Source organism: Pseudomonas sp. PME37.24/025 (assembly GCF_055556615.1).
The window spans coordinates 506962-526372 of sequence record NZ_JBVHNK010000001.1; the positions used below are offsets into that span (position 1 = coordinate 506962).

The window sequence follows — 19411 nt, forward strand, 5'->3', positions numbered from 1 at the left end:
AAAGCCAAACTTGAATAACTCGCCACTCAGTTATCTTCTGACGGCTTCGGGTGCGGCTGCCTCGACGGCCGCTTCTTCGGAAGAAGCTGATCGATCCAGGTCTGTTAAAATCAATTTTTCAAAATTCACGCTATCAATGACCACTAACTCGCCTACCGCCATTTTAATTGCTGCGCAAGAATCTTTTATAAACTGGTCAGGACTGTCGAACATCTGACTACCTTTATAGTGCGACATAACAAGCCCGATCTGCCCAGTGACGCGGGGCTTTATAAGTGCCAGCTCGACCGATTGAAGGTCATTGTATTGAGTGTATATATCCGACATCTTGCCCGGCGCCACATGCCAGACAACTGATACATCAGCATTAAACTCATGAAGATCTGACGTATAGTTATGGACATCTGCAATATGAAAAATATTATTCTGACTTGAGATTCGGAACACTTTATCGACAATCGGAAGCTTCCACCCCAGCCCAGGCCCTACTTCAGAAAGAATCTTGCCATTACGCAAAACCAGGCCCAACTCCCTTTCATTGACAGTATAAAAAGACAAACCTGCAAATAGACACACTGCCATCACCCCGCCTAACCACGAGACGATCAAACACATCGTACGACGCATTGCAAATAGCCTTTGATTCTTTGTTTTTGCAGTTTGCATGCACCGCCACCCTATTCAATATGTATGCTTTTCATGTGCACGTTTCCAACATCTACACTTTCAATTATGACAGGCCCGTCAATAGCCCCCCTGATCGCAGCAGAAAAACTGCGAATAAACGCCTGCCGATTTTTCAGTGCCTGTTCTGTGCTGTAATGAGACACTACCAGCCTGGCTTGCTCCGTCACCTTAGGTATAAGCAAGGTATTTTCAACGGCTTCGAGAGTGGTGTATTTTTTATACATTTTCAAAACTTCGCCTGGCGCTACGCGCCAAACAATAGAAATCTCCAACTCCATCAAATCCAAATCTTCAGTTCTTGCTTGAAAAGCGCCCCAACCGGTGAGATTTCTTTGCATTGAAATACTGGTCACTTCATCCACAAGCGGAATCTTCCAACCCAACCCAGGTTGGGCTTCGGTCAAAAATTTTCCGTTACGCAGGACGATACCGCGATCTTGTTCATTGATGGTATAAAACGACTCGCTAGCGACAAAAACAACTAAAGCCGCCAACAATAAAAAAACGATTCGCTTGACGCAACCAGACTTAACAACCACTTCCCACCCCTGCACTTAGTCGTGGACAGCAAGATAATGCAAACTAATTTGATTTGTCGCAGGCGCGCTGCGACAAATGCCAAATAGTGTCAGCACTGCTGTCACAATTACCCCATCACGGATAACTAAACCCCTTAACCAACGTCAACTCCCCCACCGCCCGCATCGGCACCAGGAACGTCTCCATCTTTTCATCAGGCGTCCCCTCCTCCGTAATCACCGTAATCTGCGCAGTGGTCAGGGGCTGAACAGCCTCTTCCTGCCCTTCCTCATCACTGCGATACCCGCCACCGTAGTAGTTCACGTACACGAGGTATTGCCCCTTGATCGGCGCCGGCATGGCGAAGATTTCCGGGCCGTAGCCGGTGGTGACGTCGACGTCGAGTGCGCCGCCGTTGGCCGCGACGCGGTCGCCGTACCAGATATGGCCACCGTCAGGCGTGACGAGGTGCAGGTCGAGGTCGGTACCGTCGCTGTCCCAGGCCAGCAGCACGCGCAACTTGGCCGGGGTGGCGCCGCCGCTGGTGTTGAGGAACTGGGTGCGGTGGCGTTGTTGACCATCGGGGCTGCGGACCTCAACGCTGTTGCTGCCGTTGGGGAATGAGAACGGGCGATCGTAGCGGCCGGCAGGGTCGATTTTCAGCGGCATGCTGACGCCGTTGACGATCAGCTTGCCGGGCTCATTGCCCTTGGGCGTGGATTTGATCTGGCCGGTGATACGAGCGGTATTGGCCTGCCCCACCGGTGTGTTGACCGACGACGCCGGGTAATTGACCGTCTGACGAAATTTTTCGCCTTCGCCTTCGGGCGCGCCCGTGCGCCAGCCACCGACGGGCGTGTCGAGTTTGACCGCACTATCGGCGGCGAACGTGGTCGGCCATACGCAAAAAGAACAAAGGAACAGGAGGACCTGTGGGTAACGGAGTTTCATGGCCTATTCCAGCAAGAGGTGGCGGGCGAGCCCTTCGATGTAGGTTTCATCCTGGCCGTTGGGGTGTGCTTCGAAGGCCAGGTGCAGGTATTCGTGAGTCAGGTCGAGGCGGTCTTGCAGCGACAGCACGCCGCGCACGTAAATGCGCTGGCGTTCGCGGTCGACAAAAGGACGGCCGAAAGCCAGGCGGCAGACGGCGAAAGTGTTGACTTCGTTGTAACCAACTTCGCTTTCCAGCCGTGGTCGCCAGCCGCGGCGTTGCTTTTGCAGCCAGTCTTGCGCGGCGGGCAATGCGTCGCAGGAAGCGACGGGGTTGTCCCAGCGGCTGAGGCTGGCGCGCGGGTAGGCGTGCAGCAGAATCGCGTCATAGCGTTGACCGGCGTTGGCCTGTTCGACGGCTTGCTGCCAGGAGAGTTTGTCCGGCGCCGGTTGATCGGAGTGATAGGTGACGTTGCTGCCGGCGAGCACCAGGTCGCTGGTCCACGCGGCGATGTTGCGTGATTCGGTCGCGGCCGGGCGTGGGGCGACGCGCTGTCGGCTGCTGCTGTCGTCGATGCTCAGGCAGTCGCCGTTCCGGGTAGCGTTTTGCAGCAGGTAGGTACGAATCGCAACGCTCAGGGCTTTGGCGGCTTCGGCAGGTTCGGGTCTGGCTTCGCGCTGCAGGACGCGGGCAACGTATTCCTCGCGGTCCAGGCGTGCGACGAGTTTGTCCTTGAGCAAGAACAACTCGCCGTCGCTATGGATATCGAGTTGATTGCCGTTGGCGAACTCGACGCGATAGTCACCTTGCAAGGGCCCGGGCGCTAACACACGATCCCCCGACAGCACGCGTTTCAGCGGATAACGCGCAAACAGGCCGACCTCGACGCACTTCCCCGCCTCGGCTGGCCATGACGAGGGCAGCACCGTCGCCAGTGCCTGACCGTAATTGCGCAAGACCATTTGACTGGTGCCGCGCCCACCGGCCCAGATCGGCGTGCCATCCGCCGTCCAGCCAGCGAATCCGCCCTGACGCGACGAAGGATCCTGATCCCCCAGCCAGCTCCAGGTTTTCACCCGCAACCGACCACCGAGTTCACCCACGACATTGCCATCAGCAGCATTCAACACCACATCCAGCAACACCCGCCGCGCCTGATCCTGCGCCGGCATCACGGCTAATGCCTTCAACAACTCAGCCACCGAAACCCGGGTCTGCGGTTGCAACGACGGCAAATCCAGCAACCACGCGGGCGCTTGTCTCGCCTGCCAATACTCGCGCCAATCAGCGCCAGCAATGCCCAGACGCGCAGGTTCGAAATACAACCCGCAAGATTTCACCAACGCCTGATCGCGCTCAATCCTGCCGCCCGCCGTGCAGCAATACACTTCGTCCTTCGATTGCCCGCGACACTCATAAGCCGGTTCACGCGCGCCGGTGTCCACCAGCCAGCCGTAGACAAACAGCTTCCACAAACTACCCAGCGGCGTCTGCACATCAGCAGACAATGGCTCACGCGAGATCACCTGCGCCCGGTTCAACGAAAGCAATTCACCCTTGAAGCCCAGGCGCAACGGCTCGTCCTGCGCTGTCGCCAGCGCAGGGATCAAACACAGCAGCCACCAGACCAGACGCCGGGTCATGTCAGTGGACCGTGATCTGACCGAGTGCCGGTTTCTGTTCCTGAGCCTGATGCTGTGGCGCATAGACCTGAGTGAAACGCACCGGCGGCAGGTTGAACTGACCTTTTTGCGAGAAGCGCACCAGATGACGCAGGCGCAATTCACCGCTCAGGGCATCCACCGGGATAGCGTAAGCCAGTTGCCCCGGTTCGAAACGGGCCTTCTCCAGCGAAGTCGGCTCGGTGCCGGCCTTGCCCATCAGCTTGATGCCCCACGTAGTGCGCTCGACATCCGCACCCGGTGGCAGCGGCACTTCGAGCATGCCGTAGCGCAGCGGTTTCGCAGCCTTGCTGGTGATGATCACTTCGTCCAGGTACAGGCTGTCGCTGGACAATGGTTTGCTGCCGACCGCTTCGAGTTTGAATTCGAACGCTTCGTCACCCGGCACCAGACGCGATAGGCGACGAGTGATGGTCACGGCCATCGGGTCCACTGGCGGTTGCTTGCTCTGGAAGCTCAACGCGGCGCGAAGCGGACGCTCTTGCTCCCCGGTCAGCGACAACACTGCCGGCACGGGCGCAGCACCCTGCCACGTCCAATACATCTCACCGCTATCACCGTACCTTTTCTTCCAGCCTTCACCCGGCGCAAGTGCGATAGTGGGCGATGCCTGTTCGATGCTGCGTTGCAGCCAGGTCAGCGCCAAGGCGCGTTCCAGGGTCGATTGCTGCGGCAACAAGCGTTGCAACAACGCTTGCGCATGCGCCTGATCGAAAGCTTGCAGCGACAGGTTCAGCGCTTCGACAAACGGTTGCGAGCTGACCGCCACTTGTTGTTGCGCAGCGTCCAATTGACGATTGAAAGCCTCCGGCAGATTAACCTTGGCCTGACGCGCCAACGATGCGGTCAGCACTCGAGCGCTGGCCAGCCCCAATGCCGAATCCGGATCGCTCATGACCAGGCTTTCTTCGCCATCGTCCATCATGCTCGCCGCATTGCCTGCGCCGGCTTTCACCAAGTCGTCGATCAAACCGCTGAGCAGCGTGTTCACTGGCAATTGCATCTGTTTGGCAAACGACAGAATCAACGCCCGCTGCAACAGCGGCGTGTTCTGCGACTGCTTGGCATACACCTCCAGCACCCGCTGCCAATGCTCCGGCGGCAGGCTCAGTTCCAGCGCTTTGCTGGCGTGCCAGTCGGCGTAATAGGCGTACGCGGTGAGGAACGCGTCCGGTTCACCGTCGTAGCCCCACCAAGTGAAGCTCGCCGACGGGCCGGCCATTTGCACCAGGCGCAGGCGGCTGTTCTGCATGATCAAACGCAAGCGATCGCGGATCTGCGGGTTCGACGACAAGGTCGGATAAGCGATGCTCAGCGGCAGCAAACGGCTGGCAGTCTGTTCGACGCCGCCGTACGGATAGCTCAGCAGATCATCAAGCGCCGAACGGAACAGCGCTTGCGGGCTGTCATCCAGACGCAGGCGAATATCCGTGGCGTCTGCCGGCAAGGTCAACGGCGTATCACCGCTGGCCACGTCCAGGCTTTGGCTCTGAGTCACCTGCCAGCCTTCGCCGGTCGCGGTCAGGCGCACGGCCAGGGCATCAGCGGTTTTGCCGTCCTGCACCAGCTCGGCGGTCCACTCGCCATTGGCCACTGTGAACGCTGGCAAGGCGATGTAGTTGATGCCGTTGTTCAACGTGACCGGCACCCGTTGCTCGGCACCGGCGTAATGAATCACCAGCTCAGCCTTGACCGGTTTCTCGGCCTGGCTGAAAGCGAACACGCCGAGATCCGGTTTGTCGCTGTTGCGGAATTTGGTCGGGCCGCTCCACTTCAGGTACAGCGGTTTTTCCGAACGCACGAACTGCTTCTTCTGCCCGACCTGGCCGTCATCGGCAATGGCCCGGGCGGTAATGCGCCAGCGGGTCAGCGAGTCCGGCATCTTGAAAGTGAAGCGGGTTTTACCGTTGGCGTCAGTCACCAGTTCAGGCTCCCACGCGGCGGTGTCGACGTCTTCGCGACGTGGTCGCTCCAGCACTTTGACGCCGCGCTCGCTGCGGTTGGCTTTGCCCGGTGCACCCGGGCTGCCCGGCAATGCCACGTCGTAGCTGATGAACGACAAACTGGCGCTGGTGCGCACGTTGTTGCGGCGTGGGTGATAGAAGAACTGGTCGATGGTCGGCGCGACTTCCGGTTGCAGCGCGTAGACCATTTCGTCGACCACGCTGACCGTCAGGTGCGCCGGAATCGGCTTGCCGGCGAACTGGGTGGTCAGGTCAACCGACACGGTATCGCCCGGCTGATACGCCTCTTTATCGGTGGTGATTGCCACGTCGATCTGCGGCGCAACCACCTTGATGCCGGCGTTCTGGAAGCTGTACTGACCGCCCTTGGTGTAGAGCACGGAGAAGGTCAGGTTCGGTGCGAAGTTATCCTTCACCGCGATGCGCGCGCGGTATTGGGTGTCGCTGATTTTTTCCATCTTCAGCCAGTCGCTGCCTTTGGACAGCAGCGCCGTGGCCTCGACCTTGTCACGCTCAAGCGACAACAACGCATCGATAATCGGCTCGGGGAAAGTGATCAATGCGAGGGCTTCGTCGCCGGCCTTGTACTCGGGTTTATCGAGGACGATTTCCACGGTGCCGGGCACGGCTTTGACGCCATCGCCGGTGACCGAATGACCGGTCGCGCCAAGCACGCGGCCGTGATCATCCTTCAGCGTCAGGTTGTAAGTGCCCGGACGGTCGAAGGTCAGGGTGAAGCCTTTATCTTTGGCGGCGAGTTTGCCTTCGCCAGTGGTTTGATCTTCGAGTCGCACCCAGCTGTAGCTGCTCGGGTTGACCGCTTTGCTCTGCTCGCTGCCACCTTCGTTGGCATAGCTGAATGCAACCTTGCCGCCCACTGCGCTGAACCGCTGCGGTGCGCTCAAGCGGAAACTGGCGGCGCCACGGTCGATGAGGATTTCCTTGGTGGTCTTGACCCGATACGCCGCGCCATCGCTGGCGAACACGGTAAGCATGTAGCGGCTCGGTTTCTCGGCGGCGGGCAGGTCGAGGCTCGCGTTGCCCTTGGCGTCGGTGGTCAGCTCGGCACTGGTCAGCTCCACCGGAAATTGCCCGAGGTATTGCAGCTCGTTATCGACCATCGACAATTGTTGGGCGCGCAGGCTCAGGCTCAACTTGGCGTTGGCCACCGGTTTGCCGTCCGGGTACAACAACACCAGACTGCCCTTCACCGGTTCGCCGGTGCGGTAGTCTTGCTTGGCCAGGTTCAGGGAAATCTCGAAGTGCGGCTTGATGTATTCAGCGACACGGAAGGCGCTGCTGTAGGCCTGATCCTTGTAGCTGAAACGCAGCTCATAACCGCCCGCCACTGCGTTGTCCGGCAACTGGAAACGGCCCTGAGTGCCGGCCTTGGAATCAAGCTTCAACGCCAACGATTGCAGTGCAGTGCCAGTGGCATCAAGCACAGTCACATTGACGTCGGCAGCGGTCGGTGCCACGGAATCCCGCGCATTCTTGAACTCGCGACCAACGATTTTCAGCGACACCCAATCGCCCGGCCGATACAGCGGTCGGTCGGTGAACGCATAGAGTTTGGTGTCGTAGATTTCGCTGTCGTAATAGAAGTTCTCGGAGACGAACACCCCGCCCTCTTCGTCCTCGCCAATCACGAACGAACGCTCCGGGCTGACGTGTTTCAGACGCAGCAAACCGTCGGCGTCAGTAGCACCGCTGCTCATCACGCCCAGGCCGTCGGTCCACAGCACATTGACCTTGGGCACCGAACTGCCTTCGTGTTTGCGCGCGGCCCACACCAGCAATTCATCGCCGGCAATCTTGCTCACGGCCACGGTGTTGGAGACGAAAACCATGGTGGTCGCACGGTACTTGCCGATCAGCGCCTCCACCAGATACAGCCCCGGTTTCAGGTTGCCCAACGGGATGTACACGTTGCCCGGCGAGACACTGACGAACTCGCTGGAAGAACCGGCCAGGTTCACGCCCTCAGGCGGCTGGATCGGTTTGGCTTGCCACAGCGGATAACGGAATTGACTGACCACCGGCAGGCCCGGAATCAATGCGAACTGCGGCTGAGCGTCGTAAGGCGTTGGCGCGGCGATGGCGGTGCCCATCTTCAGTTCCGGCACTTCCTCGGTGACTTGTTTACGCGACTCGTAGGAAAACGCCCGCTGCATTACTCGACGGGATTTGCGGTACCAGTTATCCCACAGGTACGCGAGGGTGTTCGACAGGCCTTCGCCCTTGAACTGGCCGTCGCTGACCACGCGGTGCAGGTTCTTCTGGCGCTTGAGGAAGTCCAGTGGCTTGTCAATGCGATACACGCGAATGTCCGCGCCGCCGTAAGGCTCCATGCGGAACCGGCGGTAATCGCGGCCGGGGGCTTCGAGGCGAACCATCGCCTGTTCGTCGCTGGCGAAACTGCTGTCGGCCAACAGGAAAAAGCTTTCACCGGCCACCGGCGTGTAGCCGCTCGGCTCGACGGTGTCTTCGGCATTCACCGCCGACAAGGGCAGCACCAACGCCAACAACAATGGAATACGTGAGCAAATGCGCAGCATGCGGGCACCGATCATTGGGAGAGGAAGTTCAGTCGATAGACGCCGATGAAGTTGGGGTTGGCTGCGTCGGGTATCCATCGGGTGTCCTTCCATGTCATGAGTTGTTGCAGGCTTGCGGAGCGCATGCCGTTGTCAGTGGGGGTGGTAGTGCCGGTGTGATAGGCGATGAAGCGGCCCATCCAGATCATCAGATGCTGGTCGTCGCCCTGATCGAAAAACATCAAGTCGCCGGGCCGGGCCTGGGCCAGATCGCGGCCGACCAGATGACTGTTGAACTGAATCAGTTTGATCGCGTTGACGTAGGGCCCGACCTTGCCGCCGCCCTGCTGCCATTGCTGGGCGAGGCCGCGTTGGGCGTCGCTCAATTGCAGTTCCGGCGGCAGATAGCGATTGGACAGACCATTGCTGCGCAGCCATTTGTCGTCATGGACTTTCAGCGCTTCGTTGGCGGCGAACCGCACCAGCCCGGCGCAGTCCTGCTGATACCAGCGCGGGCTCGGGCCTTGGGTCAGTTGTTCCTGGGCGATGCGCACGAACCAGGCGCGGAATACCTGGGACTGCTGCGGGTCGAGCGCTGCGGCTTCGCTGGCAAAGGTGCGAGTCCCCAGCAGCAACGCCAACAGGCCGAGGCCTCGGATGAGTGCGGTCACAGGGCTTTCCACTCCAGCGGCAGCCACTGCCAGTGGCCGTCGGGCTCGCTGCCTTTGGGCAAGGTCAGGGCGTATTTGCCATAGCCGCCGAGGGTGCGCAATTTCGGGATCAGGTAGGTTTGCGCAGCGTTGTAGAACACCGGCTCCATGTCCTGAGGCAGGCTGTCGAGGGTTTCCTGTTGCATCAGTTGCGCCATGGAATCCGGGCCGAAATAGATCGGCATCAGCAGGTCTTTCGGCAGCACGTCAGCCAGCGGCGGGAAGCGTTTGTCGAGGGTGCCCAGCGCTTTGTCGACGAGCTTGTCGTCGAGGGAGAACAGCAGCGTCGAACCGTGACGCGCCAGGCTTACGCGCATAAAGGCTTTGCCGGTGATCGCGTCCGGTTGCTCGGCATCTTTGGCCTTGTAAGGGCCGAAGTTGGAGCTGACCTGGCGCTGCCACTGATGGGTCTGGCCTTCCTGTTTCTCGACCACCGGGAACGCGTGATCGGCGACGTTGCCTTCATAGGCGCCGACCATCGAGCCGAACAGGTTGCCCAAGTCGCCGTCGAGTTTGGCGCTGTCATCGTCATTCAGGCTGGCCACCAGCAGCGGCGTGTACAGCCGCGAATCGGCGTACCAGCACAAGCCGGCGGCACCGGCCATGTGTTCGGTCAATGCCTGGGCCACGGCTTCTTCGGCACCGAGTTTCACCAGCAGCGGTTTCTGCTGTTCGGCAGCCAGTGGCAAGGCGACGCAGGCGCTGGCGCCCATCGGCATGGCTTGCCAGATCGGTTTGAAATCGAAGTCGGGCTGGTTGTCCAGTTCGTCCATCGCGAGGAAGCTGTGCCAGCCCTTGTCGTCCATGTCGAAACGCAGGCCGGCGAAGTTTGGGATGAAGCGCTGGTAACCCATGGCCAGAACGCTGGAATTGACCGAGAGGCGCTGTTTCACCTCAGGCGTACGCGGTGGCAGGCCGAAGGCTTCGGGGAACAGTTTGTCGCCGTTGAGCAGTGCGGCGATGGCTTTGGTCGAAACGCTGCCGGTGTCCTCCGAGGCGCCGTTTTCCGGATCGTAGAGCTTGGCCGGATTGGACAACACCACCAGTTTGTCGCCATGGGAAGCGAACACCAATGACTTGCTGGCGTTGTAGTTGAGCTGATAAAGCGCAACGTCGTCGGCGCCGACTTTCACGTCACCCAACTTGGTCAGCTGCGTATCATCCAGCGCCACTTTCGCCAGCGGCTCCAGCACCTTGGCCAGCCCGCCGCGATCCATCACCAACAGAAAATCCTTGAGACGCCCATCCGCCCCGCGCCACAGCGCCACATCCGCCGGTTGATCGAACAGTTGCTCGATCAGGCTGTCCTGCAACTTCAGGTCATGCTCGTAAATGATCCGCCGCAGACTGCCGATCAAGCCGAGACGGTCAGCGTGAGCTTCGTAATAGAAGACGAAATCTTCGGTCAGGGTTTCCTTGAGAAACGGCACCGCCAGCAGATCCTTGGGCAACTGGCTCAGGGAGTGGGTTTCGAGCAAACCGTCCGGGCGGCTCATGCCCAGTTTGTCACTGGCCAGTTCCGCAGGCGGAGCCTTGGGTTTGTTCAGGAACCACCCCAACCCGCCTGCCACGCCGGCCACCAGGCACAGCCCGATTACCAGCGCCGGCCAGCGACGGGAAGTGTTGGCGGCTGGGGAAACGGCCGGGGAAACAGTGTTATCACTCATGTTCACAAAACCCAGTTCATCCGTGGTGCGGGATGTTTAATAGTTGAAAGTCTTGACCAGCAGCAGGTCGCCGATCGCCCGCAAAGGCACGATGAAGGTCTCGCGTTTTTCGTCGACGGTGTTTTCGTTGAGCACCAGATTGATTTGCGAGGTGATCACCTCGTTCTGGTTGCTGGTCTCATCGAAGTTATAGCCGCCGCTGCCGAAGTTGCCCCAATAGTTCACATAAACCAGATAAGTGCCATGCATCGGCGCCGTCATGGTGAACATTTCCGGGCCGGGACCATCGACCCCGTCCGGATCGAGGCCGCCGCCGTTGCTCATCGCCGGGCTAGCCCAGAACGCATGCTGGCCGTCGGGGGTAATGATGTGCAGATCGAGTTCGGCCTTGGGATCGTCCCAGCCCAGCACCACGCGAATTCGCGCCGGCGTGCGCAGGTTGTTGGCTTCATAGAATTGAACGCGCTTGAGCGACTTGCCCTCGGAACTGCGCACTTCGACGCTGTTGGACCCGGCGCCGAACGCATACGGCCGGGCAAAACGTCCTTGGTCGTCGGTGTACAAATTCAGGGGATTGCCGTTGACCGCCAGGCTGTGCGGCGGTCGGAGCGTGCCGAGGGCCTTGAGTTGGCCTTCGATCATTGTGCGATTGCGCTGCACGCCCCGATCGATGGGCGGCGTGGGATAGGCGACTCGAGGATTTTCACTGCGGTCCAGCAGGCCGTGATAGCGCCAGCCGCCCACCGGTTCCGACATTTCGGCCGTGGGCTCGGCCCATGCCACTTGGGCGCAGACCAGCGTGATCAGCAGTGAAAGAACACAACGCATGTAACGCCTCCTGCCATGCATAACGAAACCTGGCGCCCAATCCTCGGCGCGTTATTTGATCTGACTGCTGGGCCTTCAAAAAAATGATAGAGCCAGACGCCCAATGCCAGTCAATTAAAGACTTGAACACCGCAGCCCCTGTGGGAGCGAGCCTGCTCGCGATAGCGGCGGGTCAGCCAACATTGATGCTGAATGTACCGCCGCTATCGCGAGCAGGCTCGCTCCCACAAGTTGCGCATCTAAACTGACTGGCATTACGCCACAGGCCGGCAATATAACATTGCCAGCAGTGCAGTTTTCCGATCTTTTTGTGAACCAGCCGCGCTTTTTTCCCGATAACCCGATCGTCGCTCCCGCCACCCTCTCGCGCATTCCGGGTCTTTAATGGTTGCAGGATTCCAAGCCACCGCAACCCTCTGCGCACGCATCGGGAGACTCGTCATGAAAATCGTCGTCATTGGCGGTACCGGGCTGATCGGCAGACACCTGTGCAAAAACCTGCAAGACCTGGGGCATGAAACCCTGGCCGCGTCACCAAGCACCGGCGTCAACGCCCTCACCGGCGAAGGATTGCAAAACGCCTTGCAAGGCGCCGACGTGGTGGTCGACGTGGCCAACTCGCCCTCCTTCGACGACGCTGCCGTGCTCGAGTTCTTCGAAACCTGCGGGCGTAACCTGCTTGCCGCCGAGATAACCGCCGGCGTCAAACACCATGTCGCCCTGTCGGTGGTGGCCACCGAGCGCATGCTCGACAGCGGTTACTTCCGGGCGAAAATGGCGCAGGAAAAACTCATCAAAGACTCAGGCATCCCCTACACCATCCTGCGGGCCACGCAGTTCTTCGAGTTCATCGGGGCGATTTCGCACTCGGGCGTTCAGGAAGGCGACACCGTGCGCCTGACTTCCGCCGAGCTGCAACCGATCGCCGCGGTCGATGTCGCGATGGCGTTGGCGAAGGTCGCCGTGCAAGCGCCGAGCAACCAGACCCTGGAAGTGGCCGGGCCAGAGCGCTGGCCGCTGGTAGAGTTCGTGCGCCTGTTTTTGCAACACACCAACGACCCGCGCCAGGCCCAAGCGGACGACACGGTCCCCTACTTCGGTGCGCCAATCGATGACCATTCGCTGACGCCGGGAGAACACCCCATCATCGGGCCGACGCGCTTCGAAACCTGGCTCAAGAGCAGCGCTTGATACTCAAACGAGGCCTACACCAACCGTTCAATCTTCTGATGCTGCCAGACCATTTTGTAATACAGCGTCTGCAGCATCAGCATGCCCAGATAAGCCACCGGAAACGCCATCCAGACACCTTGCAGCCCAAAACGCGCATCCAGCAGATACGCCACCGGCAACTGCACTCCGACCACGCAAACGATCGAAACTGCCATCGGCACCAGCACCGTGCCGCTGGCGCGCATGATGCCGCCAACGATCGCCTGAAAGCCAAACACCAGCAGGCTCCAGAGCATGATGTGCAGCAGGTGTTCTGCCATCGCCCGCGTGGAATCATCCGTGAGGAACAATCCCAGCAACCAGTGCGACAGCAGGTAACCCAACACCACCAAACCACCGGTCAGGCACACGTTGATCAAAAGTCCCGTGCGCAAAATCGGCCCCATGCGCTCGATGCGCCCGGCCCCGATGGCCTGCGCGCCGAGGATCGACGCCGTGATCGCAATCGACAGCGCCGGGAACTGCACGTAATTGACGATCTGCGTCACCGCCCCATACGCCGCCGTCGCCTGGGAACCGTGCTGATTCACCAGCGCCAGAATCACCAGCTCCGACACCGACAACACAACCATCTGCAACCCGGTCGGCAGCCCGATGCGCAACACCTTGCCGAGGATCTCCAGGTCCAGCCGCATCGACGCAAACATTTCCCGATCCGGCGCCAACGGATGCCCCTTGCGAATCAACCGCCACGCCAGCCACCCCATCGCCGACAAGTTACCCGCCAACCCCGCCCACGCCGCACTCTGAATCCCCATCGGCGGCAACCCCAACCACCCGAGAATCAACGCCGGCGTCAGCGCCAGTCCGACGCACGTCGACACCACCAGCGCCAACAACGGCGACACCGTATCGCTCACCCCACGCAGCAACTGCGTGAACAACACAAACACCAACAGCGACGGCAAGATCCACATCATCACATGCGCATACGCCACCGCATCGTCCAGTACATCCACCGGCGTGCCCAAACCCTGCAACGCCGGCCGGGCAAACACACTGCCCAACACCGCCGCCACCAACCCGATCATCGCCCCCAACAGCAACGTCGAACCAGCAATCGCCTTCACCAAATGCAACTCGCGAGCGCCCCAGGCTTGACCGATCAACACCCCGGCGCCCGCACCGAGGCCGATGACCAGGGCGATGAAGAAGAACACCACGGGGAACATGCCCGAGACAGCCGCCAAGGCTTGGGTGCCGAGCAATTGGCCGATGTAGATGCTGTTGATCGTGCCCGACATGGATTGGAGGAAATTGGAGAGGACCATGGGGGCCAGGAATAGGAGGTAGGTTTGCCAGAGGGGGTGTTGGGTGGTGGGGGTTTGCATTGAGGTTCCGTCTCGGGTGGGGACTGGCGTTTGGGAAATTCTACGCTACGGAACTGGGAATAACGCGCTCCTATTTTGCGGATTTGGGGAGCAGCAGTAATGTCTGCTTTCGGGCCCAAAAGCAATGGGATGGACTCCTCCTCACTTCGGCATCTTGAGTGCCAGACTGAAGGTGCGAACCGCAGTCAACCGTGAGAAGGAGTCCACACATGAAGCTTATGCGCATTGGGGTCGACTTGGCCAAGAACGTGTTTCAGATCCACGGCGTGGATCGTCATGAGCAGCCAGTCTGGCGGCAGCGTCTGTCTCGCGAACGCTGGCTGCAAACGGTGCTGGAGAAGATCGAACCCGGCTGTGAGATCGGCATGGAAAGTTGTAGCGGTGCGCACCATTGGGCGCGGCAACTACAAGCACGTGGATTTCGGGTGAGGCTGATTGCGCCGCAGTTCGTCAAACCGTACGTCAAGAGCAACAAGAACGACGCCAACGATGCCGAGGCAATCTGCGAAGCGATGAGCCGCCCCAGCATGCGCTTCGTCGCCGTCAAGACCATCGAACAACAGGATATCCAGGCGACGCATCGCATCCGGGCCGGCTTAATCGAACAGCGGACGGCCAAAGCCAATCAGATTCGTGGGCTGATCGCCGAGTACGGCCTCGTTGCTCCGAAGGAGTTACTGATGCTGCGTCGCGCCATACCGTGCTGGTTGGAAGAGGCGGATAACGGTTTGACGGTACGTTTTCGTCGTCTGCTGGATGGCTTGTGGGGCGACCTTCGCACACTGGATGAACGCGTGGGCGAACTCGACAGCGAGATATCGGCAATCGCGGCAAGTGAACCAACGGCCGTTCGTTTGCAGCAGCTGCGCGGGGTCGGCCCGATGATAGCCACCGCACTCGTTGCTGCCATTGGTGATGCCCGACAGTTTGCCAATGGCCGGCAGTTGGCCGCCTCGTTAGGGCTGACGCCGAGGCAACACAGCTCCGGCGGCAAGGATCGACTGCTGGGCATCAGCAAACGTGGCGATGCTTATCTGCGAACGCTGATGATCCATGGTGCACGATCGGCATTACGCACGGCCAAATTTAAAGATGACCGGCTCAGCCAGTGGGCTGTCCGTTTAGCCGAGCGCTCACATCCCAATGTCGCCGCTATCGCTTTGGCGAACAAAACTGCACGCATGGCTTGGGCGATGCTGCGCAACGGTACTGATTACCAACCGGATCGGGCAGCGGCCTGACCCATTCATCCCGGAAGAAGCCCCATACACCACGATTGCGAAGCAACCCGAGCAATGGCAAACCGGTCGAACCGGCGTCGGCAAAACCCTTTAACGTCCAGGTGCATAAAGCACGTAAAAGCGATCGGGAGCCGACGCGCGAATAGCCCATCATGGCCCTGCATCGAAACGATGCCGCAGTCAGAGGCCGAATATACGTGTGCAGTCGGCACGGGCGCCAAAGCAACGGAGGCTTGCAATGAGGAGGAGTCCATATACGGACGTTCAACCTTCTCGCTAAAGACCGCGAACAGAGTAAACGATGAAAGTGATGCGCGGCGGTTTGAATGTGGGCTTTAATGTCCGTGCTTATATGCAGCCACATCAGCTTCGACTCCGTACGAAGGTGGATGCGCCTAACGGCGGGTTCAGGTTGCTATGCACTTGTCCAATCAAGGAAGAAATGACATTGAAAATAGCTTTCGCCGCCCTGTTGTTGACCTGCCTGACTACTCTCGCACTCGCTGACGAGAACCCTGTCGGCTTCCAATCTTCCACACTGCCGGACTCGCACAATGACCGTTCACTGGAGATGGTCGTTTGGTACCCCAGTGCAACTACCGCAGCCACGCAATTGATCGGCGATGATGCGGTGTTTGTCGGTGCTTCTGCCGTTCGTAACGCGCCGCCCGCTGCGGGCAAGCATCCATTGCTGGTGCTCTCCCATGGATACAGGGGGAACTGGAGCAACCAGATCTGGCTTGCCAGTGCTCTGGCCCATCGGGGTTACATCGTCGCCGCAATCAATCACCCTGGCACCACGACCCATGACCGTAGCCCTCAAGCCGCGGCGCAGTTATGGCAGCGGCCCGTTGATTTGCGCCGAGCCATTGATACGGTCACGACTCAACCTGAAAAATTCGGTTCGGTCGCCAATGGCCGAATTGCAGTAGTGGGCCATTCAGTCGGCGGCTGGACCGCCCTGGAGATCGCCGGTGCTCGTTTCGATCCAGACCGCTTCGCCCATGACTGCAAAGCCCACCCGCAGTTATCAAGTTGCACCGTCTATGGAAAGATAAACCCTGCAAGCACCTCAAAATCAAAGGCTGCGTTGACCGCCGATTTGCGCGATAAACGCGTCACTGCTGTGGTTACATTGGACCTGGGCCTTTCACGGGGCCTGACTGATGAAAGCCTGGCCGCGCTGCCGGTACCAGCGCTGGTGATCGCTGCCGGTGTGCCGTCGCGCGAGCTTCCCGCTGAGTTGGAGTCTGCCAACCTGGCCAAACGCCTGCCTGCGGCGTCAAGCCGTTACGTCGAAATCAGCGACGCCAGCCATTTCAGCTTCTTGTCGGTGTGCAAACCTGGCGCGGAGGTACTGCTCGAAGAAGACGTACCAGGCGATGGCATCATTTGCCGGGATGGCGACGGCGCTCGCCCACGAGAGGTGATCCAACAGCAGGTTACATCGCTGATCGACGAGTTTCTTCAGTCATCTATCTACAAAGAAGACAGTTTGTAAACTCGTGGTACGAGAACTGCCGCAGCTCAACAAAAAACCCGCGGGAGCAGTTTCAGCGCCCGCGCGATCTGTCAGATGGGTTGGCCGGGGATGAGCGCTCTGGGTCGGAAACGGTCGGTCGCAAACAGCTGCTTTCGGCCATAAACGGTCATTCACAGCGGGTGAAGCCCCCCGAATGTCGAAGCCAATCACTACGAAAAGGGTACATTTTCAGGGTCCTTGCGCGAGTGGTGTCTATAATTTTCCAGATATCGGCCCCATTGGTCAGTGAATACAAATGCCCACAGATGACGACTCGCTGCCCGGTTCTGAAATTCTCTTCGACGAAGCTGATTGTGGCTTACTGCTTACCGCAGAAAATGGCCAGATCGCACAGGTCAACCTCACCTTCTGCCGCTGGATTGGCTACCGCAGGACAGAGCTGCTCGGTCGTCACATCCAAGACCTGATGAGCCTTGAAGGGAGGACGTTTCATCGGATGTACTGGACGCCCCTTATGCAAATCCAGGGCGTGATCGCTGATGTCAAGTTCGATCTCGTTCACTACAACGGACATTCAATTCCGATGATGCTCAGCGCCATCTGCTGTGAGAATTCTGCTGGCATATTTCATGAAATGACGCTGTTCAAAGTCGAAGATCGGCAAAGGTACGAGCGCGAACTACTCAATGCCCGAATGCTTGCCGAAAGACATTTGGCAAAACACCTCAAGGATCAGCGGGTAATGGATATTACCCAAGACAAACTGCGCATTACTTACGCCGCGGCTGAAGACAGGGCCCTGTTCGCCGAGCAACTTATCGGGATTGTCAGTCATGACCTGCGCAACCCTTTGTCGGCGATAAAAATGGCAACGGAACTGCTGGGCCGCAGGGAGATGGATACTAAACAAGCACAAATACTTGGCCACATCGCCCACTCGGCAGAGCGCGCACAGCGTCTGGTGGCCGATCTGCTGGATTTCACCTTGACGCAGGTCGGGCGAGGTATCGCGGTCCTGCCCAAACCAGTCGATCTACACGAACTGGTCACCGACTGCCTAGACGAGCTGGGTCTGGCTTTCCCCGGGCATGAGTTGATCCACCTGCGTTATGGACAAGGTGACTTTACTGCCGACAGTGATCGGCTGTATCAGCTCATCGGCAACCTGGTCGCCAATGCAGTAGCCTACGGTGCTGCCGATAGCGAAGTCACCGTTTCTTCGAGCTTCGAAGAGCAAGCTGTCATTATTGCAGTGCACAACCTTGGCACACCCATACCACTGGAGTTGCTCAAGGACCTGTTCGAACCGATGATCCGTGGCAGTCATGACAATGCTGAACTTAGAAGTGTCGGGCTGGGCCTGTTCATTGTTCGTGAGATCGCAAGGGCGCACTACGGCGAAGTGGCTGTAACGTCTTCTCTAACGAGCGGAACGACATTCACTGCAACCTTTCCTCGCTGACTACATGACTTCGCTCGGTCCCTGGGATGAAGATACGGTTACCGAATACCTAGCAAATGAATACCCCGATCTTTCCCCACATCCAAAAGAGCAAGTCGCTGCGTTAATTGAGGATACTGAAGAGACAAGAGTGCTTACTTTTGCCGTGTAAAAAATCTCCCTGACAACCATTCGCAGATGTTCGCCAATGACGTCCGCTAAGGGTCGGTCTCTGCCGGTCACGACAGTCAGAAATCGGCCAGAAGCGGCCATTTTCGGTCAGTTGTGACAGACTAAACTCGTCAGCGTGCTTCGCTGCGACTCCAGATTTTTACCCTGAGTGGGAACCGAGCGTATCGGATTTACCTCCCTTCTTTCTCAATGCCACATCTGTGCATCTCATGTCGCAGATAATTGAGTACGTGCGACAGTCTCACGCGACATCGTAAAGCCACTACCGTCAGGCCCGAATTAGTCGTCGCATAACTCAAAAGTTATGCGACAGTTTTTTTCAAAGCCGCTACGCCAGTATCAAAGCGCAAGGCCAATCGTAAAAAGTAAACTTGCGCCCCCCCTAAATCCATAAGTTCGTTAGTCATCATCAGCCATATGACCATGCGAGGGGTGTATTGCCGTTTACCTCACGTAAATTCCCGAGACGGCTCCCCATTAATACGTATGGTTTGAGTGAGGCAGTAGCCACGATTTCTGACTGAGCGAAAGAGATACCTTCCTCCAGCGCTTTTCTTGAACTTTATTTGCAGTCTGCTCAAACTCATCTCCAGGCCACGATAGAGGCCAGGCTCTCTCCCAATACTACTAATTAGCTCTGCCCTACTGATTACGCGCTCCTCCTTGAGGAGCATATTCCTTACAATTATGCTCTCAATATTTGTTAAGTGTATTTTATTGACTCCATCGAATAGGATTCGATTATTTATATCGAACCTCCAGCATCGAGGATATTGAAGTGATATCTCTGCAAAGTTTGTCATGGTTTTTTGATTATAAATTTCATAAATGCAACAAAAAACAAATTGTAAAAAATATTGCTTATTTTTGTCTTCCACAATATAGCTTTAGGAGCGCATTTTTTAAACGCAAGCTTTATTAGAGCGACTGCACAGCAGATTGTTGATTTATAGCAATATATTTGT

13 protein-coding genes are annotated in these 19411 nt (G+C 58.4%); 4 read left to right on the plus strand and 9 right to left on the minus strand.

Annotated elements, in window-relative coordinates:
- Positions 1-30 precede the first annotated feature (30 nt).
- From ACZ3HH_RS02210 to ACZ3HH_RS02245, 8 genes are all read right to left on the minus strand, one after another.
- Positions 31-666, minus strand: coding sequence for an SPFH domain-containing protein (locus ACZ3HH_RS02210; RefSeq protein ID WP_465802538.1), 636 nt, complete (start codon positions 664-666; stop codon positions 31-33).
- Between the two features lie 11 nt (positions 667-677).
- A complete protein-coding gene (locus ACZ3HH_RS02215; protein WP_465802539.1) occupies positions 678-1226 on the minus strand; it encodes an SPFH domain-containing protein in 549 nt (182 codons plus the stop codon).
- Positions 1227-1341: 115 nt separating this feature from the next.
- Positions 1342-2157: a YfaP family protein gene (locus tag ACZ3HH_RS02220; protein WP_465802540.1), complete on the minus strand. Its 816-nt coding sequence runs from the start codon at positions 2155-2157 to the stop codon at positions 1342-1344.
- Positions 2158-2160: 3 nt separating this feature from the next.
- On the minus strand, positions 2161-3780 hold the full coding sequence (locus tag ACZ3HH_RS02225; protein WP_465802542.1) for a DUF2300 domain-containing protein: 1620 nt from the start codon (positions 3778-3780) through the stop codon (positions 2161-2163).
- A gap of 1 nt (position 3781) precedes the next feature.
- A complete protein-coding gene (locus ACZ3HH_RS02230) occupies positions 3782-8356 on the minus strand; it encodes an alpha-2-macroglobulin family protein (RefSeq protein WP_465802728.1) in 4575 nt (1524 codons plus the stop codon).
- A complete protein-coding gene (locus tag ACZ3HH_RS02235; RefSeq protein WP_018925702.1) occupies positions 8353-8991 on the minus strand; it encodes a DUF1175 domain-containing protein in 639 nt (212 codons plus the stop codon). The genes ACZ3HH_RS02230 and ACZ3HH_RS02235 overlap by 4 nt, the downstream gene beginning before the upstream one ends.
- The gene (locus ACZ3HH_RS02240) at positions 8988-10697 is read right to left on the minus strand and encodes a DUF2138 domain-containing protein (protein ID WP_465802544.1); all 1710 of its coding nucleotides are present in this window, start codon (positions 10695-10697) and stop codon (positions 8988-8990) included. Before ACZ3HH_RS02240 ends, ACZ3HH_RS02235 begins: the two co-directional genes overlap by 4 nt.
- Positions 10698-10733: 36 nt before the next feature.
- Positions 10734-11525, minus strand: coding sequence for a YfaP family protein (locus ACZ3HH_RS02245; protein WP_465802545.1), 792 nt, complete (start codon positions 11523-11525; stop codon positions 10734-10736).
- Positions 11526-11966: 441 nt separating this feature from the next.
- Here ACZ3HH_RS02245 and ACZ3HH_RS02250 point away from each other — a divergent pair, with 441 nt between their 5' ends.
- Positions 11967-12716, plus strand: a complete 750-nt coding sequence (locus ACZ3HH_RS02250; protein WP_465802546.1) for an SDR family oxidoreductase — start codon at positions 11967-11969, stop codon at positions 12714-12716.
- Between the two features lie 14 nt (positions 12717-12730).
- On the opposite strand, the gene ACZ3HH_RS02255 is transcribed toward ACZ3HH_RS02250, so the two are convergent.
- Positions 12731-14089: an MATE family efflux transporter gene (locus ACZ3HH_RS02255; RefSeq protein ID WP_465802547.1), complete on the minus strand. Its 1359-nt coding sequence runs from the start codon at positions 14087-14089 to the stop codon at positions 12731-12733.
- 209 nt (positions 14090-14298) lie between these two features.
- Here ACZ3HH_RS02255 and ACZ3HH_RS02260 point away from each other — a divergent pair, with 209 nt between their 5' ends.
- From ACZ3HH_RS02260 to ACZ3HH_RS02270, 3 genes are all read left to right on the plus strand, one after another.
- Entirely contained in the window at positions 14299-15330 is a 1032-nt protein-coding gene (locus ACZ3HH_RS02260) for an IS110 family RNA-guided transposase (RefSeq protein WP_465802548.1), read from the plus strand.
- Positions 15331-15778: 448 nt separating this feature from the next.
- Positions 15779-16831 (plus strand): alpha/beta hydrolase family protein, encoded by a 1053-nt coding sequence (locus ACZ3HH_RS02265; RefSeq protein ID WP_465802729.1) that lies wholly within the window; start codon positions 15779-15781, stop codon positions 16829-16831.
- Positions 16832-17108: 277 nt separating this feature from the next.
- Positions 17109-18275 carry a PAS domain-containing sensor histidine kinase gene (locus tag ACZ3HH_RS02270; RefSeq protein WP_465802549.1) on the plus strand — a complete coding sequence of 389 codons (1167 nt, stop codon included), beginning with the start codon at positions 17109-17111 and terminating at the stop codon, positions 18273-18275.
- Positions 18276-19411 lie beyond the last annotated feature (1136 nt).